The following is a 26,340-nucleotide window of genomic DNA, read 5'->3' on the forward strand; positions in this document are numbered from 1 at the left end:
GCGCTATATTCCCACCCACATCGGCCGCAAAACCCGAAGTGGCAGAAGTATTGAAAAGTCTGCGGATAGGTTTTTAAAAAATGACAAGTTAGACAAAACTAAATCGAAAGTCCGATTATGGCGTTTAAAGGGGTTAGGGCTTACAACCTCAATTAGGATAACTATTCTCAAACTTCTCGTTCCTTACCAAAATCATCCCCAGCTTAAAAACTTATAATTTATTGAATTAATTTGTGTATTGCATAAAACACAATTCTTTATTAAGGGTACAAAGTCGGTGTCAGGTTTTGTGCAGATAACAGGCATTCAATTTCCATAATTTTTGGGGTATTCAGTGGCAGGAAAGTGGCCGATTGTGTGAGGTCACCAACGCCTGCTTTGTAGCCCTCCAGTGCTTTGGCTGACTGGCCGGTTTGGAGAAGCGCGACAGGCCGTTTTGGGTCGTTGGCTGCCGACCAACAGCGTCCCGCCCGCAACTCAACTGAAAAAATGGATACTAATTTTGTCCGGAATTTAATGAGCTCTAAATGTGCAATTTCTGAACTTGATACCGATCAAAAAACGGGGTTGCCTATCAAAGCCTTTCATGCTTGACATTTGAAGTTTGTCCTTGCTTAAGAGCTGCAGAAATTATCCCTTTGGCGAGCTTAGCGCCATTTGCAGGATTACTCAAAAAATCACCCAGTTGATCGTCATGAATACGATCAATCACACGCACCACTTCATCAGACTCTATAATCTCTCGCGTTACTAACACTGTTCCGCCCGTTTGGATGGAGAAATCATCAAAATCTAACAGATGGCCTGCCAAGATCAGCCCTTGATGAGCGGTCTTAGCCATTTGGTGATCAATGATTTTGTACTTAACCTTATTAAACACATCCACGACTATAAGGGTATCCAGACCATTTGTTTTTTCCACTTGATACATTGCATAGTGGGCAAAACGCATACGCCTGAGCAATTCAAGTTCAAACTCGTCTGCCTGTTTATGAAATAAACGCAAGAATTTCTCGGCCATATTGAAGCCATGAGGGCGATAGCCGAAAGTCGCGTAATCGGCAAATAAATCCATTTCTTCGTCGCTATCTATCACTAATGTTTTTTGGTGCCATAGCCCAAGATGACGGCCACAATTTTTAATATCTTCGGTACTGAGCTTTTTGAAAATCTTACTATTCAATAAAACGCCTCTACGGCGAATTTCAAGGTAATCGGTGGATGTGAAATGGGTATCTGTCATATCGGTGGGTGGGTTAACGTGTATTGTCCAAATAACTTTTATCCTACTACGACGACACTAAAATAAAACGTCACTGAACGGATAGAGGTATTTTGATTGTGAGTTTATTTGATTAGCACTGATGATATTTTCAGCATTCAAACCATTAGAGTCAGAACTAGCGATATCTGTGAATATTGTCCTACTAATCGCGCAAGCAGCGATCTATATGCTGTATCCCCATGTTCCGGAGTGGGGTCCTGTGCCATGTAGGCCGGACTAAGCGTGAAAGTTTCCGGCCTGCAAATTTGTTTAAACTGAAAGTCAGGTATGCATTTTATGGCAATCAGTCGAAGTCGTAACGTCGAATGCACTGATGACGATAATTTTAGCGGCTAAAATTATCGAGATAGGCCTTGTTTAAGATGGTCTATCTCCTTAACAACATAGCTTCCAGCATTGTCATAACTTATAGATCGAGCCTTGTATCATCCCTCGAGCAATGCAATTAATTTGACTTCGCCAAGATCGACCTCTATCTCGTGTCCATCATCATCGTATTTGATATGCCCGAATCCCTCTGCCGTTGGTCTTCTATCAAGCATAATTCTTGCTGGTCGCCCGTCATGCCATATTTGTACAATTGTCTTTTTGAATTTACTTGGATCAGCCTGTTTTTCACTTTTTTTATCGACTTGCTTTCCAGTAGGTTCTTCTGGTTGTTTTGATTGAATATCGGTCTCACCTTGACTCAATTTATCAACGGTTTCATCAGAAAATTCCGACGTTTGACTATAATTTTCTTGAATTGGGTTACTAGCGGATAAATCAGTTAATTGGGTTTTATCGTTACCCTCAGCCAATGAATCGGTTGATACGGTACTTTGGCTGTGTTCGTTACCAAGAGCACTCACAATAATGTACTCTTTCAACTCCTCAACGGATCCACGAGTGATTTCTAGTGACTCATCAGATAACCATTCGCCTACTTTCTCAGCATCTTTTTTATGGAGTTTGACCAGTTCATTTATAACAGTAACGTCCTTTGCCCTACCATTATTAAAAACCTGAGCAATTGGATCAGGTAAATCCAGCAATACGACATGTTGCGTTATATAAGCCGGCGATTTACTAATTGATTTTGCAATTTCCGTTTTTTTTCGCCCAGCTGCTAACTCACGACCTATAAAATTGGCAATTTCCCTGGGGGTTAGGTCGTTGCGCTGAAGGTTTTCAACGACTTGATCTGCATGGTTATAGTCGTTGTCAATAAAACCTGGAATCGTTTCTTTATCAGCACGAATAGAAGCTCTGTATCTCCTTGCGCCATGATTGATAATATATCTGCCTGGAATATTCAAATTATCGCGAACAGAAATAGGCGTTTTCACACCTCTCAATTTAATTGAATCGGTCAGTTCTTTTAGACTTTCATTAGAAAACCCTGGATTGCCATCCATTCGGGGTTGATCAGGGTCTTCATCGATTAGGTTTAAATTAAATTCAAGGGGACCACCATTATTGGCCGCTTCAGGTGTATTTAACAACGCGGAAAGGTCGCCCATCCCATCCAGCAAACCAGAAGAGCTTGTTGTTTGTAATGCATTATTAACGGACATCGTTGGTTATCTCCATTTGAGTAAATACATAAGCGGCTAATGCCCTGACTTCTTTTGCCGCAACACGAGCGGCCGTCTTTTTTATTTTCCAGACTGGAGAACATGAGGCTAACGCATCGGGAATACTACTTCTCAACCCAACTGATAAAGGAACCATCATGCTAGGGTATGCCGTATTCAATTCATTTAAATGTCGTCCATGCCGAGGGTTTCTTGAATCGACTTTGCTAGGCACCATACCAATAAATTTAAGCTTTTTATTCACTTTTCGAATATTCACAATTGTTGTTACCATCTGATGAATACCTTGTATGCTGTATGCCTCCAATTCAATCGGTGACAAGACATAATCAGCAGAGAGTAACGCTGCGGCCATTGTTACACCAAGGGATGGAGCAGTATCCATCAAGCATACATCAAATCCTTTAGCGTCTAATTCCGCTATAGCCTTTTGAAAATTGCGAGCAGCATCGGGTAATGCCATTTTTTCTAAATCAGCCAAGCCTGCATCGGACTCAATTAACATCATGTTTATGTTTTCATCGGAGATTTGACTGACGATGGATTCATTCGAAAACATTGAGCTTGCGGTAACTCCAGACCGATACGTTTTAAGTGTAAATGAGGCATTAGCTTGGGTATCTAAATCGATTACCGCTACTTTTAAACCACGTTCGGCAAAATCAAATGCAAGGTGGACTAGAGTAGCTGTTTTACCAACCCCGCCTTTTTGGTTCGCTGTAACTAATGTTTTCATTGGTCCTCTACGGCCTTTGCCCATTTCTTTACTTGAAAGGCGCGGTATTTTGGCAATACCACTGTTACGCGTTCGTACCCTTCTGGTACTCCCGATTTCTTCGCGTGAGCTTCCCAAACTCGTTTCACAGCTTGAGAAACCGCTCCCCGTGTTATATTCAGGGCTCGGGCGTAATCCGCTTGTGATTTTCCCTCCACTAATACTCCCCTTGCGATTTCTATCGTTTGGTCGCCCACAGGCAACTCGGATATTGCTTGATTGAATTGATCTTCGGTTAGTTTTTTCATCAACAATGCCTTGAGATTGTGCAATCATTTTAATGCTCCGCGCCTTGTTTGAAAATGACGGTGACAGCCGTCGGACGCTTTAAAGTTTAGCTATACATTAAAGAAAAGTCAAAGAATTTTAGCCGCTAAAATTTACGTGGACCATAAAACTCAACGAAGTATGTAATAGCAATGAAAACGCCAAAATGAAATAGTGCGTACCATCCAGCAAACATACCCGGTGTGCCAGAGTAATAAATTGCTCTTAAGAATTGATATAAAACATCTAGTGCAATTAGCCACTTAACAAAAAACCAGCATGTTGCCAATACGATCCAGATTACATAAAGAAGGTTTTGGATATATGAGGTGTTTAGTTTTGTATATTTTTTATCACTTTCATAGGTTCTGTTTTTATTCATCAGAGGTCTATTCTTTCCAACACCAGGAAACTTATATACTTTTGCTGACATGTTGACCGTCCCTATAAATTAAGGTTTTAATATTCGAGCAGGCCCGCGCCTGTGTCGTGGTGTGACAGCATCGCGGCAAAGCCCCGGTTAGCCGGGGCTTATCTATTTCCTCATGGTTAAGAAAAGGATATATAAGGTTAATAAGAATAAGGCCTCAAATAACTGCTTTTCTTTCAATTATATCAATGATTTGAAAAATTGACCCGCGACCTATTCCCCCAAAATAAGATGTAAATTCGGTCATTATTTTGTAATTTTGGTCATTTTTTATCCTGAAATTTTTAAGCAGTTATAACCCGCGACTTAATCCCCCTGGATTTTTTATAACCCGCGACCTATTCCCCTTGGGTTTTTTATAACCCGCGACCCAATCCCCTTGTTTTTTTTTTGATATTTGTAGGGGTTAACCTGATTTTTTGAACTCGCGACCTATTCCCCCTTAGTTCCGCGACCTATTCCCCTTGTGATTTTTCAATAGTCGCGACCTATTCCCCCTGGTTGCTGAGAACCCGCGAGCTAATCCCCCTGTGTGTTATCTGTTCTAATTTGGCTTAATATCGGATGAAAATGTTTAAAAGCACAGGATGCCGAACGTTAATATTGAGAGTAAGTGCTCTTAAATTGCTATTAAGTACCCTGAAAGTTGTAATTTCAAAGCAGACCCGCGACCTATTCCCCCTTATCAACACTAGTTGTTAACTAGGTGTTTTGAACCCGCGACCTATTCCCCTTGAGTTTATGGCGACCAGTGATCCATTCCCTTCATTGGCAGCGTTTTTAGCATCGTTTAACCGGCGGTTTGAAGCTTTTTGTTCAGAGGTAAATTCTGGGGACGGATATATGGTATAGATAACTTCCTCTATCTTACCTCGTTTCCCTCGTTCTTCACTTTTGGTATAGGATGTTAAAACACCAAGTGTTTTTAGTTCATTCCATGAGCTATCGAGAGCTGCGATAGCATCACGTTCTCGCTTGTAGCCTTCGAGTAGGGCGCTATCACGTTTGATCGTGCTATACCGCATAATGAAGCTGTTTGTTAAAGATGCTTGAGTGTACTTTAGGACTAATTGAGAGATTAACCACCTTGATAATTGGGATCGACATTTCATTAGTCGTCTATAGTTAAATTGCCGATAAGTTAGGTTAGATATACTATTTGTTATTAGTGGGTGAAACTGAACCAGCCATTTTGATTCCTGATTGTTGATCAATGAATTACCTTTACGGCTGACTTTGGCCAATAACGATAAATAATTCATTCTGGTATAGCTGATTTCGGTATTCTCTGTTTCACCTTGAATATCTATGATGCTAAATGACAGAATATCCAAGGCTTCTATCAGTTCGTCGTATCGTAGGGAGTGTCCTTGTTTTTCTAAATGGGTCCGCAATTGGTGAAGAGTGAATCGACATCCTGAGCGGAATTCCGCGACATCATAGAACCCATCATCTACTGCCATCTTCCGTAGTGCATGCTCAACAAGTTCTTCTCTGGCGCCGGGGTAGTATTCCGTTTCCGTGCCTGTAACGGGGTCAATAAGACGGGCAGGGCGTATTTGTATGCGAAATTCATAGCCTCTATATTTGAATTCAATTGTACAAATAGGTAACGAGCCACTGGGTAGCCGCATTTCTTCCTGTCTTTTGCGAGATATTGAGAATCTAGGAATACTGTCCCAAAGATCAAATACATTGCCTAATTGCGCTTTCTCATCATTTGTATTGGCAAGAAAATCTTGGAATAAGCATAACTGGTAATTAGCAAAGGCGTCTGGAGGGATTGGTTTGAGATTGGTAGCGGTTTTCTTTTTGGTTGCCTTTGGTCTTTTTTTAGCAACGTCGTCGGTTTCGCTTGTTTCGGACAATAGATCAAAATTAGAATCGCTGAAGGTTGATGATTCGCCTGATGCCATGTGTAAATTCCTTGAAAGTGTAGTTTCAGCGGTAAAAGTATGCCTGTTCGGATGGGAGTGCCTCAGTGCTTGCAAGTTTAGCTAAACAATAAAGTAACGTCAAACAAATTTTTTTTAGCCGCTAAAATTTTTAATGCTTATATCTCTTTTAACAATGTTCTTCGTTTGTTTGATGAGCGAGGGGTAACAAAGGAACAACTTGCCGACCAATCAGATGTGTCCGAGTCTTTTATTGGCGACTTGACTAGAGGTAGAGGAAATCCATCATTGCGCAAAATGGAGCTAATAGCAAAAGCATTGGATTATGATTTGCCAGTGTTTATTGATGCAGACAGACTTGAATATTGAATCATTGCTTTGATTGGCAGGAGAGGGGTTGGATGCGCTCCAGATGTGAAATAAAAACAATTTTACCCCGTTAAATCACGCTAACTGTCATTAAGAAATCATGTTATATTTTAGAAAATTAGGGGTTTCAACAGTGTTTAATTGCATTTCACGGCTACTGGCATAACGTAATGGAGTATCAGAGCAACACATACAATATAGAGGAAGCCGAGCTGGTTGAGTTTATTAAAACCAAGGCCGTAAGGGAAATCAATATTGTTCAGTCGACAAATAAAAAGTACAGAATAATAACTAAACTAACCTGGAAGGACGGGGCCTTTCTGTTAGTTTCTTATCGGAAACGAGTTCGAGAATGGTCAACGTTAGATACACTGATCCGATACATTCGAGAAACGTATAAAGACATATCAGTCCCCATTAGACTTACGTTTGTGCCTTCCGATGTAGAAGGATCAACAGCAGCAGAAGAAATGAATATCGTAATAGATCAAAGTGATTAGTCCTTTCAAATAACCATTGGTTACTATGAAATCTTTCCAAACGGCTAAATTATTGATGATTTGTTTCTGTCCAATACAAGACGCATTAGCAGAAACAGACGACGACTTAGAGCTGATTTATGGCACTGGTCAAATGCAATCAATAGCATCAGGGCACCCTTTGCCTCAAAGCCTAAGTCCTAGTGTTACTTCGGTTATGACCGCCAAAGATATTGAGAGAATCGGTGCTAGACGCTTAACGGATGTTCTTGAATATTTACCTGGAGTACATGTAAGCAACGGCAGAAATGGGGTTAGCATTATTGGCTTTCGAGGTGTTTCCTCTGAGTCAAACGCTCAAGTACTGATTCTAGTCAATGGTATTCCTGTTAGAAATACATTATTTGGCGGTAAACCATTCGAATGGAATATGCCCATTAAGAATGTTTCCCACATAGAAGTAATTAGAGGACCTGGATCAATGCTCTATGGTGGCGATGCTACGACCGGGGTCATTAATATTGTTCTAAAAACGGGCAAGGAGCTTAAGGGGGGCGATGCAGGTGCATTTTTTGGAAATCAGGATACTTATGAAGGATGGGGCGAATACGGTAACGAATTCGGCGATTTAGAATACAGTCTAGCCATTCAGGGTGGCGGTACTAATGGTTATCAAGGTAGGGTTAGTCAAGATGCACAGACAGTTATAGATAACCAGTTTGGCACCCATGTCTCGAATGCACCGGGATTCACTAATAATGGCCGGGATGACATTGATGCGCGGATAGATGTTGCCTATAAAGACATTATCAGGCTTCGAGCAGGGTATCAAGGCTTTAACCATGTGCAAACCGGGGTAGGGGCGGCGTATGCCTTAGATAATACCGGCGGCACAAATAATGAGATTTACAATCTCGATCTGTCGCTAAATAATAAAATTACCGATGTACTGACAAATAAAACTACGTTTTATTTTCTGGGGCAAAATCCAAGTACAGACGTAAACTTGTTGCCCGCAGGTACATTCGGAGGGTTATTACCATTAGGGGCAAGAAATATTGTGTCTGGATTCCAGGGTACAACAGGGATAACAACACAGTTCAATTATGTTGGTTTCAACAATCACACGGTCACAGCAGGCACCGGACTTGTCTACAACTGGATTTCTGATGGAACTAACAAAATCAATTACATCATTACACCTACATTCGTACAACAGATTCCATTAACCGAAGCGTCGGCATTTGGAAGAGATCCATTATTAGCATCGAAAGAACGAACAAACTACTATGCGCTATTTCAGGACGAGTGGAATTTCGCACCAGATTGGTATCTTACCACTGGCTTTCGCTACGATTATTACTCTGACGTGTCGCCAGGTTATAGCCCGCGTATCGCACTAATCTGGAATGTCAATTTGAATCTGACAACTAAGTTACTTTATAGCCGAGCATTTCGACCGCCGTCGTTTCTTGAGAAGAATCTACCACTGATTCCCGGCACTACAATTAAACCGGAAACAGTAAACACAGTTGAATTCCAGGTAGAAAACAAATGGTCATCTGACTTAATGACGTCGGCGAATGTTTATTGGTTTGAACAAGAAAACTTAATCACGTCCACGAATTCAACAAGTGTAATCCCAGTCGGATTTCGAAATAGCACCCCAATTGATGGGATTGGTTTCGAAACTGAAACAAAGTACACATTAAATAGCGATGTGGATTTTGCTGTTAGCTACAGTTATCACGGGTTGCCATCCACTTCTTATACAGGCCTAATGCCAGAACACATGGTAAAAGGCTTAATAAACTGGGATATTACCGATAATTGGGCGATTGGGACTCAACTAAATTGGATTGGGGAACGAAAACGGCCATCCGATGATCCGCGTGGTAATTTATCAGGCTATTTTACGGCGGGGCTAACACTATCGACCAAGATCGCGAAACCACTTGAATTCACATTCAGAGTCAACAACGTCTTTAATTCAACTCTAAAAGAACCAACGTTAAACCCAATTCTATTTCCAGGGGATGAATCAATTCTTGGGCGCACCGTCTTGGGACAAGTCAAAGTGACATTCTAGTCATGCTTATTTATCTAGTTAGACTAATTACAAATCCTGCAGGTGCATTAACCGCTATACATAAAAAATATGGCGACTTTGTGCAAACAAGGTTTTTTAGTAAGAGGCTTTTGTTTACATCAAATCCTGAACATTACGAGGAAATATTCAATCAAGAAGCGAGGGGGCTACTGAATAGAGACTCGCTTTATGAAGCAAAAAAACCTATGTTCGGCGATGGGCTTTTTAACAGCAAGGGCGCTACATGGACCAACCAGCGCCGATTAATGCAGCCAATGTTTACAAAGCAGGCAATCGCCGAGTGGCACGGCATTATGCTTAAAGAAGCCGACAAAGCCGCAATGCGGCTTAAAAACGATGGCATTACTAAAGTAAACATATCAGAAGAATTAAAATTAACCATTCAAAGCATTCTGATTCAAGTTATGTTCGGCCAGACAAAATCATCACATAGTGAAGAATTATTGATGTCTGCGATTGACACCATTGTAAAAGGGCTATTTCCGCATTTGCTAACAGAGACGCTAGGCAAGGGAATATTAAAACGGCTTTTTTTTCTACAAAACAGGCGGATGGAAAAAGCCATTAATCAATTCGTGGCCTATGTTGATTCCAAAATCGATGAAATCGATCCTGAAGGGCATGATTTAATTTCTTTAATGATGCAAGGCAGGGATAGAAATGGCGCTCATATGTCGAGAGAGTTACTAAGGGATGAGGCAGTTACGTTATTCTTGGCTGGACAAGATACAACTGTTAATACGTTGATATGGTTTTTTTACCTCATAGGTAAGAATGAGGCCGTCCATAAACGTATTACCAGTGAGATTCAAAGCCTTGATGAAGACCCGCTAACGCCAGAAACTATTGAACGCTTGATCTACACCAAGGCGGCGCTTTATGAGACATTACGGTTATATCCGCAGGCTATCGCTCTTAGTAGAGACACGGCGGCGACTATTACCGTAGGAGGAAAAACTGTTCCACTCGGTACGTCAGTAATAATGAGCCTTTATGCGACCAATCGTGATGGTAGGTGGTGGGAAAGACCAAACGAGTTTTACCCAGAGCACTTTTTAAACGGTGCGGTAACTCAACGACATAAATACACGTTTCTCCCGTTCGGCGGCGGAGTGCATAATTGTGTTGGTCGGCATTTTGCGGAGTTGGAAATGATGGTAATTATTGCCACAGTGTTGCGTGAAATCAAAATTCACGTAAACGAGGAAATTAAGCCAACCGTTAGTATCACGTATAAGCCTGAGAGGGATGTAATCGTTTCGATCACTCCAGCTACTCAGGCAATGTAATTGCATGACGAAATCCAGCCCGCCACGGTAAACCATGGATACCGGTAACGGTGGCGGCCAACTAAAACCTCTATCGAAGATATGTCTAATGAAAGTGATTGTTGCCTCAAGTGATTATGAAATCAGCAATGCGATTACCAAACAATTTCTTGGTGTAGAAAATTCCAATATATCCGTTATTGAAACAACCGATGACTTCATCGAAGCCTTAAAAAGTGATGAATATGAATTCATTGTCACTGATTATTCGTTTGATGGCACTGATATATGGCAGTTATCTAAACTGGTAAATTCGAAGCAACTGGTTAGGCATGCAGTACCAATTTACCTAATCAGCGAAACCTGTGACACCGAAGTACCGCTTATTCTCGCGAAAGAGCATCACTTCCAAGTTATTTCAATAAATGACTTGTTAGAAACCCTAAAGAAAGCGGACAACGTCGGATATGTTCGCGGACAGCGTGGCCAGGCAAAGGCAAGCATTTTGGTCATTGAAGACGATGAGGATGCCGCAGAAATAGTATATGAGGCCTTAAAGGCCGATTATGACGTTGATAGAGCGCAAGATGGCGAACAAGGTGTGGCATTATGGAAAAAGAAGCGTCACGATCTTATCTTGCTTGACTACATGCTTCCGGGGCTCAAAGGCGATGAAGTGCTATCGGAAATAATGGATGTTGATAAAAATCAGCCGATTATTGTCATGACGGCTTTCGATAAGCCAGAATATAACAAAGAATTTATCCTGAACGGGGCCAGTCAATATTTACCAAAACCGTACACATTGACGGATTTAAGGGCTCAATGTGTTTGTCAAATAAATAAAGCAAAACTAATTTATCAGGATTATTTTTACGATCAAAAACAAAAAAAACTGAGAAAGTTAGTCTATGAGTTGGAACGGGAGTTAAAAGGTAGCAATATTGAAAAAGCAAGACGTATTATCGAATCAATCAAACTAAACTTACCAAACAATTTATCTGAAGACGAACAAGCTAAGATTTGGAATTCGGTATCCTGATTGTAAAAATAGTGCCAGACACGAGATTAGGCTCAACAGAAATGTCTCCATTTAAACGCTGCACGAACTGTTTTGTTATTGCCAACCCAAGTCCGTGCCCACCATATCGCCGGCTTAGACTCATGTCTATTTGCCACCACGGATCAAAAATTTGATCGCAAAACTCGGCGGGTATTCCACAACCGGTATCAGCAACCTCAATAATTAAAAAGGCTTGGCTAAGTCGCCAGGTCAACGTGATGACACCATCTACGGTGAATTTACAAGCGTTGCTCAACAAATTATTCAGAATGTGCCGTAATACCTCGCTATCCGATACAAACATGGCATCAGAGCCGATGAGCTGAATTCGATTGCGATTGCGGTTAAGTAACGGGGCAACATTCTCGGCGCAAGCGTTCATTAAAGGGGCAATGGCAATAGAAGTAAGTGCCACTTCATAACGATCAGCCTCTAGTTGTGCATGTAACAGAATATTGTCGATTAAATTATTTAAGTCATTAACACGCACCAATGCCTTTGCATGTAACGCACGATTTTCTCTGTAAGCAGGATCATCCGGTAATCGTTCGGCCAACAGTTGTAAATATCCTCCTATGGCGTGTAAAGGTGTTTTCATTTCGTGACTTACCATCGACATGATTTGCGCCTTGTACACATTAGCGGTTTTGCTGCTTTCGAGCGCTATTTTTAATGCACTCGTTCGCTCTTCGACGCTTTTCTCTAGTTCGGTTTCTGTAAGTTCGATATTGGCCAACATTTCATTAAGAGTAATCCGCATGTTATTGATTTCGGACACCCCCGAGAAATGAACACGATTTCCTCGCTCGCCTAGACTTACCTTATTGAGTACCATTGCCATTTCCATCAAAGTTGAGGTGAATAATCTTGACAATCTCCGGACAATAATAATAAAAAACAACGAGAAAATGAGAGTAATCAATATCGATCCTAGTAAAAGCTTCTTCATTACTAAGTCATATTCGGATTTCGATATAACTAATTCAACGTACCCTAAATAGCTTTCTTGATATATAGGGGAATAGAAGCACCAGGAATCGCGGTTATCTAAAAAACTGGACTCTTCTGTGCGAAAGAAAGGAGTGACCTTGCATACAGACCTGGCACCATAAGAAGCCAAAAGTTCTCCACGATTATTGTAAATTGTTGCTCCCAATACGTTCTTGTCTGACGCAAAGCTATGGGCAACGGATTCCGACTGAGATGTTGAACTTAAAATAGCCGGATATATAGCGGAATCGGCAAATGTCTTTGTGTGTTCTCGCCAATAGTGACTGGTGTAGTCGTTGATGTAATTTGATATTAGCTTGTGCATGAATCCAATTAAGAAACATGACGCCAGTATAATGGAAATGAAAATCAACAGATTGAACCGCTGTTGTATGTTGTAGCGGTCGAGCAAGTTCATTTAATTTTAAGTGCGAATGAATCTAATACAATTGGATCGAACTCAATGGCAAGATGTTGTGCAACTCGTCTATTCAGCGCGAATTTAATGACCTTGATGTTTTCGTAGACAGGGTTGGGCCGGTTCACTAAGCGGCCTAATTGCTCTCCCAGCGCGAAATCATCAGGATAAGCGGCGATGAGGGCTCCATTTTCTAAGTGGCTAAGGTTTGTCGATAAAAGGATGACTTTTTTGTCCCATGCGGCTTTGGCGACTTCGTACAGAATATTTTTTGGTAAATTCGCTGGGATAAATATTGCATCAGAGGCCGTCACTTCATCTAACAACCTGCCGAGAACACGAATAGTATCTAGCGAATCCACTCCTTCTCTTACTTCCATGGTGGCAGAGGGCTTTAGATTAGACGGTACATAATCAATGGTCTGAAAATGAGACTGTTGAACGACAAAGATGCGTTTGACAGAAGGCAACAACCTAGCCAGATGTTCAACTAGTACACGATTGTCGAGGGCCAGGCCAACCCCACTGAATTCAGTGGGGTTAAAGTACATTAAACCGGCCAATGTTCGTTCTCGATATTGCGTTTTGTAAATTGCGTCAACAATCCCTTTGCCAAGCGCAATAACCCTGTCGGCATGAGCCCCTTCAAGAATAGAAATTAAATTATTGCTATCGCCAGTAGATTCGATTCGTTGAACATGACTATTGATTTGTTCGATTCCGGCTATTACTTGAGCATATGCCGGATTCCCTAAAGCTTCCGTCGAGTAAATAATAGCTACTTGAGGGTCTTTTGCGAATGTTGAGCAACTGAAAAAGATAATACTAGTTTTCAATAGTTTATAAATCTCTTTCCGCATTTATCATCTTTAGTTGCTTCAAATCCATAATTAAAGGCATCAGCTCATGCCCGGTTAAATCCCTCATTCGCCAATATTTAGCCGATTGTTCACCTTCTAGCCAAATAGCAATAGCGTGAACTGTTTTTTTTGCCAAATCTATTGCCATACGCGGCTGCATTGTCCGTTGACTTATCTTGTGGCGATGAATTGCTTTCAACAAACATTCAATCGGGTCGCCTAATCCATCTTTAGTTTTCCCTTGATTATCGTTCAATCGTTTCAGAAATTCAGTAATTGGTTTATTTAGGCCAAGCATTATTAGCGCCCCAGCTAATACACCCGTTGTAAAAACATCCGATTTAGGGAGTAGGCCATCGATCAACAGAAGTTCGTTTTTAAATAATTCAATAGCTTTTTTCATATTGATGTCCTCACGTTCTCTGATTGATCTTTTGTCTTGTAGAGAACGTTGACGGCCCCGTAGCGCGATATGAATGGCTTCATTGATAAATCCATTTCGCAGCCGTTCGGAAACAAAGACCAATCCCAATTCGTTATAGGACGCCTTAACAACTTCATGTGGTGGAAGGGCCTCAAATTTCTTCGCCTTCGCTTCAGTGCATAACGTCTGAAAATCCGCTTCGGTCATATCGAATATCAAGGTCGTAAGGTAATCAGGTTTTGACAGCATGCCGTTCAGCCACGCTTCCTTACGTCGTTTCCCGGTTAATTTGAATAGCGTATTGTCGACTTTCACCAACGCTACGGTGATTGAGTAAGCGTACAAAGACGGAATGTGTTGAACAAAACCGTCATGATCGCCTGTATCAACATCAAAGAACTCAAGTTCACGTATTTCAAGCCAATCAGCGAATGACATTCGCACAACAGCGCAACCTAAGTCGCTAATAGGGTAGTCTATTTCCATAAAATCGAATAAAAAAAATTAATGTATTTGCCTTTGTAAGTCATTGTTGATAATATTTTTTTCGTTGTTTATTGCATGTAAAAAACATGCTAATTTTTCTAGCTGTTTTCACTCGTACTTCGCAGCCCAATAGGCCGCTACGAAATTTTAGCCGCTAAAAAAATAGCAACCTACACGATATTACATAACGGACTTCAATTGCCCTAACAAAATGAGCGGGGTCTGTAAAAAAAATGCAAGAGCGCAATGCACATTATGTTGACTGCATAGGCGACTTGTAATAAAGTGCAATGCACTATTATTAAAGTGCATTGCATATTTGCTAAATAGCACAAGGAAGCAGTGAAGCACCAAACAGAGAGGATAACGATGACCCACGAACCACATTTACACGAATCAGTTAGTGATAGGGCAAAAGTAAAGCTCGAACGTGACTTAGGACCAATCATCTTGTCCGCTTTAGCTGATCCGAAAACCGTTGAGGTAATGCTGAATGCCGACGGCAAACTATGGCAAGAACGTCTTGGGGACAAGATGAAGTGCATAGGCACTTTATCAATCAGCAAGGGTGAGGCAATTATTAAAACTATTGCTGGTTTTCACGGTAAAGAAATTACCAGATTAAAACCCACCCTAGAAGGCGAATTTCCCCTTGATGGCTCGCGGTTCGCCGGTCAACTACCGCCTATTGTGCTTGCACCGACTTTCGCAATCAGGAAGAAGGCTGTTGCAATATTTCCACTGGAGCAATACGTCTCGGACGGCATTATGACCAGTAATCAATTCGATGCGATTACAAAGGCGGTCGAAGATCACAAAAACATTCTGGTCGTCGGAGGAACTGGATCAGGGAAAACGACGTTGGTAAACGCCATCATTAACAAAATGGTTGAGTTCGACCCCACAGAACGAGTGTTCATTATTGAGGATACAGGCGAAATCCAATGTGCGGCCCAGAACTACGTTCAGTATCACTCAACTATCGATGTTCCGATGACGCAGTTATTGAAAACAACGCTCAGGATGCGGCCAGATCGAATATTAGTGGGCGAGGTGCGTGGACCAGAGGCGCTAGACCTACTAATGGCATGGAATACGGGCCACGAGGGCGGAACCGCCACACTGCATGCAAACAATGCGAAGGCAGGACTGGACAGATTGTCCATGTTAATCAGCATGCATCCGGAATCACCAAGACCGATTGAACCGCTGATTGGCGAAGCGGTACATGTAGTTGTTTTTATCGCCAAAACCCAAGAGGGCCGTCGTATTCAAGAAATCATAAAGGTTTCTGGCTACAGGGACGGTCACTACATAACCGCTAATCTGTAGGAGTTACAAAATGAATGCACTTGCCAATCGACTGCAAACAGCCCCGCTAATCGTGTTACTGGTATTGGTTTTTTTTATCCCTGAACAGGCGACCGCCGCCGTAGGTGATGGTGGCGCATTACCTTATGAAGACTGGCTTACGAGTCTTCGAACATCTGTCACCGGCCCCGTGGCATTTTCGTTGTCACTGATCGGGATTATTGTCGCCGGCGGTGTGTTGATTTTCGGCGGGGATTTAAACGGATTCTTTCGGACACTGATCTTCATCGTTCTCGTCATGGCTCTCTTAGTCGGCGCTCAAAACGTGATGACTAACGTGTTTGGTCGCGGAGCCGTAATCATGCCTTCATCTGATGATGCAGGTACACAACTCAACATTATGGGCGTCCATTTAGCGCACTACATCAAGGCGGTTCTCATAACCGCGTGTTCCATCGCCATATTAGCCGGCCTTCAACTGCGTACATCAAAAGGCATCGGTCAATCATTGGCAGTGGTGGGTGAAAAGTAATGGCCTTGCGCGCGATTCCTATCCGCAGAGCGGGTAACAGAGACAACTTGTTCATGGGCGGTGATCGCGAGTTTGTGATGTTCTCCGGCCTTGTGGCCGGAGCGTTAATTTTCTCCGCTCAAGAACTGAGGGCAGCCATCGTCGGGATAACTCTATGGTTATGTTCGTTATATCTAGCACGGTTGGCGGCTAAATCAGACCCGAAAATGCGATTTATTTATCTACGACATTTACGGTATCGAGGTACGCGGATAGGTAATTTAAGAGGTTATTACCCGGCCAGAAGCACCCCATTTCGCGAAAATCCAAATAGCCAAGGGAAACAATACAGATGATGATCGAGGCCATAACATTCACGATAGCTGGATTAGGGATATTGTTAGTCGCCATCCTCGCGAGATTGATTTACAGAGCGGACAAGGATCGCAGGTTAAGTCAACATCGATCAAAAAACGCCAGCGTTGCCGACCTTTTGATTTATGCCGCCGAGGTCGATGACGGTATTATTGTTGGTAAGGATGGATCGTTTCTCGCCGGCTGGCTTTATACGAGTGATGATAACGATAGCTCAACCGAAGCACATCGCGAATCAATATCCGCCAGACTAAACCAAGCAGTATCCAGGCTAGGTAATGGCTGGATGATCCACGTCGACGCAGTGCGTCGCCCGGCACCGTCATATTCAGAACGCGGTTTATCGACATTTCCCGATCGAATCACGGCAGCCATCGACGAAGAGCGCCGGACACTATTCGAAGGGCTAAGTACCATGTACGAAGGGTACTTTGTCGTGACATTGACATATCTCCCGCCTGTGCTTGCTGAGCGCAAGTTTATTGAGCTTATGTTCGATGACGACGCTAAGAAACCCGACTCAAAGACACACACAACCGACCTAATCGAGCACTTTAAACGCGAATGTCACAACATCGAAACGCGATTGTCGGCAGCGGTCAACTTACGCAGATTAAAAGGCCATGAAATCGTTAATGAAGACGGGACAACTGTCATTCATGACGATCTTCTGCGGTGGTTGCAGTTTTGTATTACCGGAAAAAATCATCCGGTCCAACTGCCAACAAACCCCATGTATCTCGACTGTTTAATTGGTGGAGAGGATTTGCTCGCAGGTGTGATTCCCAAGATAGGTCGAAAATACATCCAGGTAGTAGCCATTGAAGGGTTCCCGCTCGAATCGACACCGGGAATGTTAACCGTCCTTGGAGAGTTACCTATCGAATATCGCTGGTCTTCAAGGTTCATTTTTATGGACCCGCACGAGGCTATCAGTCACTTGGAAAAGTTCCGAAAAAAATGGCGGCAGAAGGTACGCGGATTCATCGATCAAGTGTTCAATCTCAACACAGGACCGATAGACGAGGACGCGCAAAACATGGTGGACGACGCGCAGGCAGCGTTAGCAGAAGTCAATAGCGGCATAATCGCCCAAGGCTATTACACCAGTGTTGTAGTACTAATGGATGAGAATAGAAAACGTGTACAGGAATTGGCACAACAGGTAGAGAAGGCCATAAACAGGCTTGGATTTGTCGCTAGGATCGAAACCATTAACGCAATGGAAGCCTACTTAGGTAGTTTGCCGGGCCACGGTGTCGAGAATGTTCGTCGCCCCTTGTTGAACACTATGAATTTGGCGGACTTGTTGCCGATTAGCACAATTTGGACAGGCAGAGAATATGCACCTTGTCCAATGTACCCGGCGCTATCGCCCCCGATAATGCATTGTGTTACCCAGGGATCAACGCCGTTTCGGCTAAACGTACATGTTGGTGACGTTGGACATACTTTCATGTTCGGTCGAACTGGGGCCGGCAAATCAACACATCTAGCCATACTTGCCGCACAGTTACGCCGCTATCAAGGCATGCACATCTTTGCATTCGATAAAGGGATGTCGCTGTACCCATTAACCGAAGCAATCCACGCAACGAGTGGCGGGAAGAGCGGCAAGCATTTCACTGTGGCTGCCGACGACGAAAAACTGGCTTTCTGTCCTTTGCAATATCTGAAAACAAAAAATGATCGAGCATGGGCTATGGAATGGATCAACATCATTCTGGCGTTAAATGGCTTGAATACATCACCCGGTCAGCGAAATGAAATTGGTAACGCCATCATCAACATGCATAACAGCGGTGCTAGAACGTTATCCGAATTCACGGTAACTATTCAAGATGAGGCAATACGCGAAGCTCTTAAACAATACACGATTGATGGCGCAATGGGGCATCTATTAGATGCCGACGAGGACGGGCTAGAACTTACCGATTTCACGGTTTTTGAAATAGAAGAGTTAATGAACCTCGGGGATCGTTATGCGCTTCCAGTGTTGTTATATCTCTTTAGGCGCATCGAACGATCATTAACCGGGCAGCCTACGGCGATTATTTTGGACGAGGCTTGGGTAATGCTTGGTCATGCGGTATTTCGCGAAAAAATTCGAGAGTGGCTAAAGGTACTGCGAAAAGCGAACTGTTTCGTTCTGATGGCAACTCAAAATTTATCCGACGCCGCCAATTCGGGCATCCTCGACGTAATTATCGAATCAACTGCTTCGAAAATATTCTTGCCAAACATTTACGCCAGAGAGGAAGACGCGACCGCACTGTATCGCCGTATGGGCCTTAACTCTAGGCAAATTGAATTATTGGCTACAGCAATCCCCAAGAGACATTACTACTACGTCTCGGAAGAAGGCTGTCGTCTTTATGATCTTGCGTTAGGCCCGCTCGCTCTCGCATTTGTCGGCTCATCGGATAAAGACTCTGTTGCAGCCATCAAGAAACTAAAAGCCACTCATGGTCATGAATGGGTTGGTGAATGGCTCGCTCGGAAGGGTTTAAGCATTGAAGATTACTTGGAGGAAGCAGCATGATTTTTAAAAGAAAAGACCCAAAAGCAGACCCTAGAAAAAGACCTGAAAAGCTGATCGGTGGCCGTAGAGCCGGAGAAAACGAAAATCCGTATTTGTCCGCAAGACGAACCTGGAAGGATCACACACAAGGCGTTATTTCTACGCGGCAGGCGTGGCAAGTAATGGGAATATTGTCCATGTTGGTGGCGTTAACTGGGGTTGGAGGAATGATTCATATCGGCCAGCTATCGAAATTTGTGCCTTACGTTATACAGGTTGACAAGCTAGGTCAAACCGCAGCCGTAGCCAGAGCCGACCGCGCATCACCAGTGGATGCGCGAGTAGTCGCATCTGCTGTTTCGGCCTTTATCTCAAACTCTCGAATAGTCACCATAGACATCGCGCTACAAAGAAAAGCCGTTATGGATGTCTACGCCATGTTAGCGCCTGGCGATCCATCGCTACAAAAAATGACTGAATGGTTGAATGGCACCGAAGAATCTAGTCCGTTCAAACGCGCGATAAAGGAAATGGTAAGCGTAGAAGTGGTGAATGTTCTGGCTCAAACCCCAGATACCTGGGAGGTCGATTGGATTGAAACGACCCGCGACCGGCAGGGCGTCGTGACCGGCAAACCTGCATTCATGAGGGCATTGGTCACCATCAAAGTCGTTGAACCGACGCCGGCCACAAGCGAAGAACAGGTCCGTAAAAATCCAATGGGAATTTACGTGAAAGACTTTTCCTGGTCCAGACAACAACAGTTTTAACCGAACGAGGGAATCTCATGAAAAATCAATACAGAGCAGTGATAAAGATAGCCATGACGCTATTTGTAATGCGGTCTGCGGTAGCGGAGCCTGATATGGCGGATATGTACTTTGCAACCAAAAACCCGACATTAACCAAACAAGAAAAACAGGCTATTGAGATAGCCGAAAAATGGAAAGCCAGTAGCGCGACCGGCATGGCTCCAACCAGTGGGCAAAACGGTACCATCATGTTCCTATACGGGGCTCAACAACCAAGTATTGTCTGCGCCGTTCTCCAAGTGTGTGACGTATCGTTGCAGCCTGGCGAACAAGTAAACGGGATAAATCTAGGCGATACCGCAAGATGGACCATAGAACCAGCAATAGAAGGTAGTGGCCAAAGCGAAGTACAACATCTGATTATCAAACCGCATGATGTGGGCTTGGAAACATCGCTATCGGTGACAACCAATCGCCGAGCCTATAACTTGCAACTACGATCCCACCGGACGCAGTACATGCCCAAAGTGGCTTTTACTTATCCAGAGGATGCGATGGCGAAATGGAATGCCATCGTGCATCGAGAAAATAAAGATCGTCAAGAAAAGACTATACCGCAAACCGGGGAGTATTTAGGCGACTTGAGTTTCGATTATGAAATCGAACCTAATGGCCCAATTGCATGGACACCGGTCCGCGTATATCACGATAAGCAAAAGACCATAATTCAAATGCCGGAAACAATGGCACAAACCGAAGCGCCGACATTGCTGGTTGTGCGAAGGGAAGGGGGGGTGTTTGAGGACGATGAAACCGTGATGGTGAATTATCGCGTACAGGGCGACCGTTACATTGTCGACACTGTATTCGACAGGGCAATCATGATTGCAGGTGTTGGTTCCAATCAAGACACCGTAACCATTCAGCGGGTGAAATAACATGATCAAACTATTAGTGTTCATCATCTGTGTCGCCGGACAGTTTGGATGCGCAACGGAACGATTTGGTAATTTCGAATCAAATGCGCCCTCCGGACTTCATGAAGGTATTGCGGCAGATACCATTCAGCATTTGGAAAAGGTATATCCACCGGCTCAAACTCAATTCAATTTTGGCCAAAGCATTCCAAAATCAGATAGATTCGGAATGCTGTTGGTGGATTCGCTGAGAGCAAAAGGCTATGCAGTGAAGGAATATAGCCCGAAGCAAAGCGTTGGCGGCACAGGGTTGAGATTCCAGTACGTTATTGATAAGCCGTCTATCAATGTGCCCAACTTGTACCGCATTCAGCTCAATATTGACGACGTAACGTTGACTCATGCTTATGAGGCGAAGAACAACACCGCCTTATCAGCAGGCGCTTGGGCAAAAATGGAGTAAGGCAATGGAAACTACAGCAAATACCGTCAATGAAGAATACATGTCACCTGAATTGTCACCGGATGAGCCAGAAGCTGGTCACGGTGTTCGTCGGGTCAATAACTTACCCGTACTTATCTTGGGTGTCGCCATCTCGATATTCTTGATCATAATGGTTCTGGTGGCCGCCGACCGTGCAAACCAGCAAGACAAACCAGAAACGGCGGAGCGGCAAAAAGCGGGAAACGCCAATATGCTCGCCAAAGAAATAGTGGGCAATAACCTGGGCGGCATTATTCCTCCAGCATCCAAGCCGCAATCTGAACCGCAGATAGAGCAGGCACCGCCAGTCAAAATAGTTCGGGCCGATATGCCACCTACGCCGCCATCGGCCGCGCCCAATAAAGCACGCACCCCGGAGGAGGATGCCGCCGCACGTATTGCCGCAATGAAGCGTCAACAATTCGAAGATGCGATTAAAGCAAGAACGATGGTTACGGTTACAGCTCCACGTAGCGCTGGTTCGCCTCCCGGCGTCATTGCAGCACCACATGTGCAGACAACTGGACGAGACGGGGTACTCGCAAAGTTAGCAGCAGTCAGAGAACAGATGGAAACCGACACTCTGACGGCATATAAGAAGCGGCTTTCAGCATTGAAAGATTCCGGACTTATGGAAACAGGCGGGGAAGGCGGTATTAGCGCAAGCGAATTGTCGCCGCAACTCGTCAGCTCCGAGACTCAGGGCGATAGAAACAATATTAATCAATTTGGGCAATCAGGATCAAGTGATAGATGGCGGTTAGATTCGTTGCCGGAAGCGCCGAGAACACCCTTTGAACTGAGAGCCGGTTTTATTATTCCTGGGACTTTAATTTCTGGAATCAATTCCGAATTACCTGGGCAGATTATGGCCCAAGTTTCACAGGATGTTTTTGACACTGCGACAGGAAAATATTTGTTGGTCCCGCAAGGATCAAGGTTAGTTGGCGTGTATTCAAGCGAAGTGGAATACGGGCAATCTCGCGTTCTAGTCGCATGGCAACGTATCGTCTTCCCAGACGGCAAAGCGATGGATATTGGCGCAATGCCGGGCGCAGATAGTGCCGGTTATGCCGGATTTACCGATCAAGTGAATCATCATTTTGTCCGAATATTCGGTTCGGCGTTGTTAATGTCCGCCATTACAGCCGGCATCACTTATAACCAGCAGCAAAACCAGCAAAACGGCGTGTACACAGCGCCAAACGCCAATAGTGCGTTGAGTAATGCTCTGGGACAACAATTAGGTCGAGTAACGTCACAAATGATCGCGAAAAACATGAATATCGCGCCGACTTTGGAAATCAGACCGGGTTATCGATTCAACATTATCGTTACAAAAGATTTAACTCTAACCAAACCGTATCAAGCATTTGATTATTAAGGTTTACACCACAGGAGTCATTTATGAAAAACAAAAATATTTTAGCCGCTAAAAAAATATTAGTAGGGGTGTTGACCGCTATCGTCATGTTTAGGCCGTCCATTTCAAACGCGGGCATTCCCGTAATCGACGGTACGAACCTGACTCAAAACGTTATGAGTGCTGTTGAAGAAGTGGCTCAGACAATAAAACAAGTCCAAGAATACGCCACTCAATTGGAACAGTATTCAACGCAGTTGCAGCAATATGAAAATATGCTGCAAAACACAGCGTCGCCAGCGGTCAATATCTGGGATAGAGCGACTGCAACAATGGGAAGGCTTCGCGGAACCATTGATACCGTCACAGGTTATAAAGACAGGTTCGGTAACATTGATAACTATTTGGCAAAGTTTAAAGACATCAACACGTATCGGGGATCGCCTTGTTTTAACGGCGACGCCTGTACGGATGCCGATTTAGCCGACTTACGGGACTCTTTACACATTGGCTCGGAGGCGCAACAGGCCGCAAACAAGGCCGCAATTGAGGGCCTCGATAGCCAACAAAATGCATTAGAAGCGGATGCCGCGACGCTCGAAGATATTCAAGCGGCGGCACAAGGCGCCGATGGTCAAGTCAAGGCTATCGGTTATACCAATCAACTTGCCAGCCAACAGGCTAATCAACTTCTACAAATACGCGGATTGATGATTGCGCAACAAAACGCCGAAATAACCCGCAATCAGGCCCTGGCAAATAAAGAAGCGCAACAACAAGCGGCATCAGACAAGGCCCACATCGTGCCCTATGCGTACCGCGATAATGAAGGCTGGACCATCAGGTAATTGCGTATGCCCATTAAATACATTTTAGTTGTTATTTTTATCATGGCCGCTATTGCAACAACCGTCAGTAATTGGGATGAGTTGGTCAATCAAGACGAAGACTCCTTGCCAGTTGCTGAGGATACGGAGACGGATGTCGATGAGTTTATTGTTAATGAAATAAATTGTAGGCACGAAAACCTCATTCGCATCGCAAATGAAAAAAAGCGGAGACGACTGGCCTCCGCATGTGCTCGTCGTGTGTCGTTCGGTGCTGCTAACAATCGAAACTGGTCAATCAAATAGCGCGAGAAAAGGCAAATGAATAAACGAATATTCTTGATTGTAGCCATCCTGATGGTCGCATCTACTGACGCTTTGGCGGCAATAGATGGGCCAAATATTATGGACGATGTTCAAGGCCGGTTTGCCGGTGCGGCGGCTGGCTGGGCCGATGCGATTACTGCAAGAGCAATCTGGCTATTCTGGGTGCTGGCCTTAATTTCTATGGTATGGACGCATGGTTTTTTACTATTGAGAAAGGCAGATATTGGCGAGTTCTATACCGAATTCCTCCGTTTCACGATTACAACAGGGTTTTTCTGGTGGCTTTTGAGTAACGGTCCGGCAATGGCAACCGGCATTTTTGCATCGCTGCAAACGTTAGGCTCAAATGCGGCCGGATTAGGTGCGGTAACACCGTCCGGCATTATTGATGCGGGATTTCAGGTATTCGGAAAGGCGATTACGGCGTCCTCAATCTGGGAGCCGGTAGAGGGTGCGGCGCTAATTATCATGGGCGCTGTCGTGCTGGTGATCATGGCCCTGATCGCCACTAATATGCTTGTGCTCTTTGTTAGTGGATGGATTCTTGCCTACGCCGGCGTTATATATCTTGGCTTTGGCGGTGGCCGATGGACTACGGACATGGCCATCGGCTTTTACAAAACGGTGTTAAACGTCGCCATTCAGTTGATGACGATGATTTTGATTGTTGGGATAGGTCAAGCCTTTATCAATGATTATGTCGCGGCAATGGAGGTCGATATGACCTACGCGGATATGGGTTCATTCCTCGTTGCATCAGTGGTTTTGTTGTTATTGGTCAATAAAGTGCCCCCTATGCTTGGGCAAGTCGCATTCGGTGGAGGAACCGGCGCACTGGGTAATGGGTTTGGAGCCGGCTCGGCAATGGCGGCTGCTGCGACTGCCGGAGCCGCCATTGGCGTTGCAGGCGGAGCGATTGCCGCTGGAGCAACAAATATCGGCGGCGGTATGCAAGCCATTATGGCGGCATCAAATAAAGCCGCGGAATTCGTCGGAAGTGGGGCGGACGGAGCTTCCAGAATGACAGCCGACTATCTTCAAAGCAGTCAGAGCACCGCCAATGGCGGTTCGACTTCGAACACAACAACCCCACTTAGCGAAGCAATGGGAGGCAGTGGTTCCTCAAAGCAGGCAAATGAGTCCAAATATGGGCCATCAATGGTTAAAAATCTTGCAACCGGAATTGGAGAGGTCGCAAAGAAAAAAATGATGGACAGAACCAGCAATACGTTTGGCGGACAAGTCGCGGCAGCAATAAGCAATAGCGGGCAATCAACTCCCACGTTTGGCGGCGATAGCCTATCGGGATCGGATGAAACGGTTGATCCGGATGAAGAGGTCGCGGCATTCACTAACAACGATAGCGGTAACGCGCATTCAGCATAACAGGAGAACAATTCATGAACGCTTTAAAATTATGCATTGCTGCAATCAGCATATTCCCGATGCTAGTGCATGCTCAGTCCAACACCCAGAGAACACCGTCAGTCCCGACACCTCAATGGCTCACAGGCGATAGGAAATTAGCTTGCGAAGCAATTCTTTGCCTAGCAAGCAACAGACAACCTGACGAGTGCCAGGAATCATTAAATCGTTATTTCGGAATTGATTTCGACGATATGAGTGATACAGCAACGGCTCGCGCGAATTTTTTAAATCAGTGCCCGAGACAATAATATGCCTGCAATCGACATTCCTCCACAACAACAAGAGCGGATTGTATGCTCGATCACTGCGGCGGCAAAATACGATATACCCGCGAATATTGTGCTGGCAGTCGCCGAGAAAGAGGGCGGAAAGCCTGGGCAATGGGTAAGGAATACAAACGGAACCCACGATGTGGGACCAATGCAATTCAACACATCGTACCTAAACCAATTGGCAAAATACGGCATTACGCCAGAGGATGTAGCAAGGTCAGGTTGTTATCCCTACGATCTAGCCGCCTGGCGACTGGCCGTCCATATCAAAGACGATAAGGGTGATTTATGGACAAAAGTCGCCAATTATCATTCAAGAACCCCTTATTACAACGGGGTGTATAAAGCCGATTTGATGGTAAGGGCCAACAAATGGGCCGATTGGCTGGATGCATTTTTAAAGGGTGGAATAGCAGAGGTCGTTCAAGTACAACCCGAACCCATAACGCCGGAGTATCAAAAACCGATGCAACTGCATATGGCCAGCATGACCTACGTCCCTCGCAAAATTATGGTTAGCTCTGACTAACCATCCCATTTTAGCCGCTAAAATAAG

General features: G+C 44.2%; 26 protein-coding genes. 18 read left to right on the plus strand and 8 right to left on the minus strand.

Annotation, left to right across the window (positions count from 1 at the left end; genetic code table 11):
• Positions 1–217 (plus strand): hypothetical protein (locus A1359_RS23100; protein WP_232322148.1); only part of this gene is annotated, 217 nt, incomplete at its 5' end.
• 357 nt (positions 218–574) lie between these two features.
• On the opposite strand, the gene A1359_RS07165 is transcribed toward A1359_RS23100, so the two are convergent.
• The 5 genes from A1359_RS07165 to A1359_RS07190 form a co-directional block, all read right to left on the minus strand.
• Positions 575–1,243 (minus strand): hypothetical protein, encoded by a 669-nt coding sequence (locus tag A1359_RS07165; RefSeq protein ID WP_066980209.1) that lies wholly within the window; start codon positions 1,241–1,243, stop codon positions 575–577.
• 467 nt (positions 1,244–1,710) lie between these two features.
• On the minus strand, positions 1,711–2,841 hold the full coding sequence (locus A1359_RS07170) for a ParB/RepB/Spo0J family partition protein (protein WP_066980212.1): 1,131 nt from the start codon (positions 2,839–2,841) through the stop codon (positions 1,711–1,713).
• Positions 2,831–3,913: an AAA family ATPase gene (locus A1359_RS07175; protein WP_456297536.1), complete on the minus strand. Its 1,083-nt coding sequence runs from the start codon at positions 3,911–3,913 to the stop codon at positions 2,831–2,833. Before A1359_RS07175 ends, A1359_RS07170 begins: the two co-directional genes overlap by 11 nt.
• Before the next feature lie 97 nt (positions 3,914–4,010).
• A complete protein-coding gene (kleE, locus tag A1359_RS07185) occupies positions 4,011–4,337 on the minus strand; it encodes a KleE stable inheritance protein (protein ID WP_083960538.1) in 327 nt (108 codons plus the stop codon).
• A gap of 695 nt (positions 4,338–5,032) precedes the next feature.
• A complete protein-coding gene (locus tag A1359_RS07190; RefSeq protein WP_066980217.1) occupies positions 5,033–6,250 on the minus strand; it encodes a replication protein in 1,218 nt (405 codons plus the stop codon).
• A gap of 165 nt (positions 6,251–6,415) precedes the next feature.
• On the opposite strand from A1359_RS07190, the gene A1359_RS21830 reads away from it, so the two are divergent.
• From A1359_RS21830 to A1359_RS07210, 4 genes are all read left to right on the plus strand, one after another.
• Positions 6,416–6,598 carry a helix-turn-helix domain-containing protein gene (locus tag A1359_RS21830; RefSeq protein ID WP_198159290.1) on the plus strand — a complete coding sequence of 61 codons (183 nt, stop codon included), beginning with the start codon at positions 6,416–6,418 and terminating at the stop codon, positions 6,596–6,598.
• Between the two features lie 525 nt (positions 6,599–7,123).
• Positions 7,124–9,166, plus strand: coding sequence for a TonB-dependent receptor plug domain-containing protein (locus A1359_RS07200; protein ID WP_232322149.1), 2,043 nt, complete (start codon positions 7,124–7,126; stop codon positions 9,164–9,166).
• Between the two features lie 2 nt (positions 9,167–9,168).
• Positions 9,169–10,476, plus strand: coding sequence for a cytochrome P450 (locus A1359_RS07205; RefSeq protein ID WP_066980224.1), 1,308 nt, complete (start codon positions 9,169–9,171; stop codon positions 10,474–10,476).
• Positions 10,477–10,510: 34 nt separating this feature from the next.
• The gene (locus A1359_RS07210; RefSeq protein ID WP_083960540.1) at positions 10,511–11,497 is read left to right on the plus strand and encodes a response regulator; all 987 of its coding nucleotides are present in this window, start codon (positions 10,511–10,513) and stop codon (positions 11,495–11,497) included.
• Here the strand turns inward: A1359_RS07210 and A1359_RS21835 are convergent.
• The 3 genes from A1359_RS21835 to A1359_RS07225 are packed head-to-tail and all read right to left on the minus strand — an operon-like array spanning position 11,472 to position 14,696.
• A complete protein-coding gene (locus A1359_RS21835) occupies positions 11,472–12,926 on the minus strand; it encodes a sensor histidine kinase (protein WP_083960541.1) in 1,455 nt (484 codons plus the stop codon). The genes A1359_RS07210 and A1359_RS21835 overlap by 26 nt on opposite strands.
• Positions 12,923–13,786 carry a type 1 periplasmic-binding domain-containing protein gene (locus tag A1359_RS07220; RefSeq protein WP_066980232.1) on the minus strand — a complete coding sequence of 288 codons (864 nt, stop codon included), beginning with the start codon at positions 13,784–13,786 and terminating at the stop codon, positions 12,923–12,925. Before A1359_RS07220 ends, A1359_RS21835 begins: the two co-directional genes overlap by 4 nt.
• A complete protein-coding gene (locus A1359_RS07225; protein WP_066980235.1) occupies positions 13,767–14,696 on the minus strand; it encodes a hypothetical protein in 930 nt (309 codons plus the stop codon). The genes A1359_RS07220 and A1359_RS07225 overlap by 20 nt, the downstream gene beginning before the upstream one ends.
• A 369-nt stretch (positions 14,697–15,065) precedes the next feature.
• On the opposite strand from A1359_RS07225, the gene trbB reads away from it, so the two are divergent.
• Genes trbB through A1359_RS07290 form a run of 13 tightly spaced genes read left to right on the plus strand, consistent with a single transcriptional unit; the run spans position 15,066 to position 26,313 of the window.
• Positions 15,066–16,028, plus strand: a complete 963-nt coding sequence (trbB, locus tag A1359_RS07230) for a P-type conjugative transfer ATPase TrbB (RefSeq protein ID WP_066980238.1) — start codon at positions 15,066–15,068, stop codon at positions 16,026–16,028.
• Positions 16,029–16,038: 10 nt separating this feature from the next.
• Entirely contained in the window at positions 16,039–16,539 is a 501-nt protein-coding gene (locus tag A1359_RS23445) for a TrbC/VirB2 family protein (protein WP_083960542.1), read from the plus strand.
• Entirely contained in the window at positions 16,539–16,874 is a 336-nt protein-coding gene (locus tag A1359_RS07240) for a conjugal transfer protein TrbD (protein ID WP_066980241.1), read from the plus strand. The genes A1359_RS23445 and A1359_RS07240 overlap by 1 nt, the downstream gene beginning before the upstream one ends.
• Positions 16,871–19,435, plus strand: a complete 2,565-nt coding sequence (locus A1359_RS07245; protein WP_269747890.1) for a VirB4 family type IV secretion/conjugal transfer ATPase — start codon at positions 16,871–16,873, stop codon at positions 19,433–19,435. The genes A1359_RS07240 and A1359_RS07245 overlap by 4 nt, the downstream gene beginning before the upstream one ends.
• A complete protein-coding gene (locus tag A1359_RS07250) occupies positions 19,432–20,184 on the plus strand; it encodes a VirB8/TrbF family protein (RefSeq protein WP_066980244.1) in 753 nt (250 codons plus the stop codon). The genes A1359_RS07245 and A1359_RS07250 overlap by 4 nt, the downstream gene beginning before the upstream one ends.
• A 17-nt stretch (positions 20,185–20,201) precedes the next feature.
• Positions 20,202–21,104 carry a P-type conjugative transfer protein TrbG gene (trbG, locus tag A1359_RS07255; protein ID WP_066980247.1) on the plus strand — a complete coding sequence of 301 codons (903 nt, stop codon included), beginning with the start codon at positions 20,202–20,204 and terminating at the stop codon, positions 21,102–21,104.
• Position 21,105: 1 nt separating this feature from the next.
• Complete coding sequence (locus tag A1359_RS07260) at positions 21,106–21,546, plus strand: hypothetical protein (protein WP_066980249.1); 441 nt, start codon at positions 21,106–21,108, stop codon at positions 21,544–21,546.
• Positions 21,547–21,550: 4 nt separating this feature from the next.
• A complete protein-coding gene (locus tag A1359_RS07265; protein WP_066980252.1) occupies positions 21,551–22,951 on the plus strand; it encodes a TrbI/VirB10 family protein in 1,401 nt (466 codons plus the stop codon).
• Between the two features lie 23 nt (positions 22,952–22,974).
• On the plus strand, positions 22,975–23,778 hold the full coding sequence (trbJ, locus tag A1359_RS07270) for a P-type conjugative transfer protein TrbJ (protein ID WP_066980255.1): 804 nt from the start codon (positions 22,975–22,977) through the stop codon (positions 23,776–23,778).
• 6 nt (positions 23,779–23,784) lie between these two features.
• Entirely contained in the window at positions 23,785–24,063 is a 279-nt protein-coding gene (trbK, locus tag A1359_RS07275; RefSeq protein WP_066980258.1) for an entry exclusion lipoprotein TrbK, read from the plus strand.
• A 15-nt stretch (positions 24,064–24,078) separates the two neighbouring features.
• Complete coding sequence (gene trbL, locus A1359_RS07280; RefSeq protein WP_066980261.1) at positions 24,079–25,470, plus strand: P-type conjugative transfer protein TrbL; 1,392 nt, start codon at positions 24,079–24,081, stop codon at positions 25,468–25,470.
• A gap of 14 nt (positions 25,471–25,484) precedes the next feature.
• Positions 25,485–25,760: a TrbM/KikA/MpfK family conjugal transfer protein gene (locus tag A1359_RS07285; protein ID WP_232322150.1), complete on the plus strand. Its 276-nt coding sequence runs from the start codon at positions 25,485–25,487 to the stop codon at positions 25,758–25,760.
• A 1-nt stretch (position 25,761) separates the two neighbouring features.
• Complete coding sequence (locus A1359_RS07290; protein ID WP_066980264.1) at positions 25,762–26,313, plus strand: transglycosylase SLT domain-containing protein; 552 nt, start codon at positions 25,762–25,764, stop codon at positions 26,311–26,313.
• Positions 26,314–26,340: the final 27 nt, after the last annotated feature.

This window comes from Methylomonas lenta (assembly GCF_001644015.1).
In the GTDB taxonomy this organism is placed as follows: domain Bacteria; phylum Pseudomonadota; class Gammaproteobacteria; order Methylococcales; family Methylomonadaceae; genus Methylomonas; species Methylomonas lenta.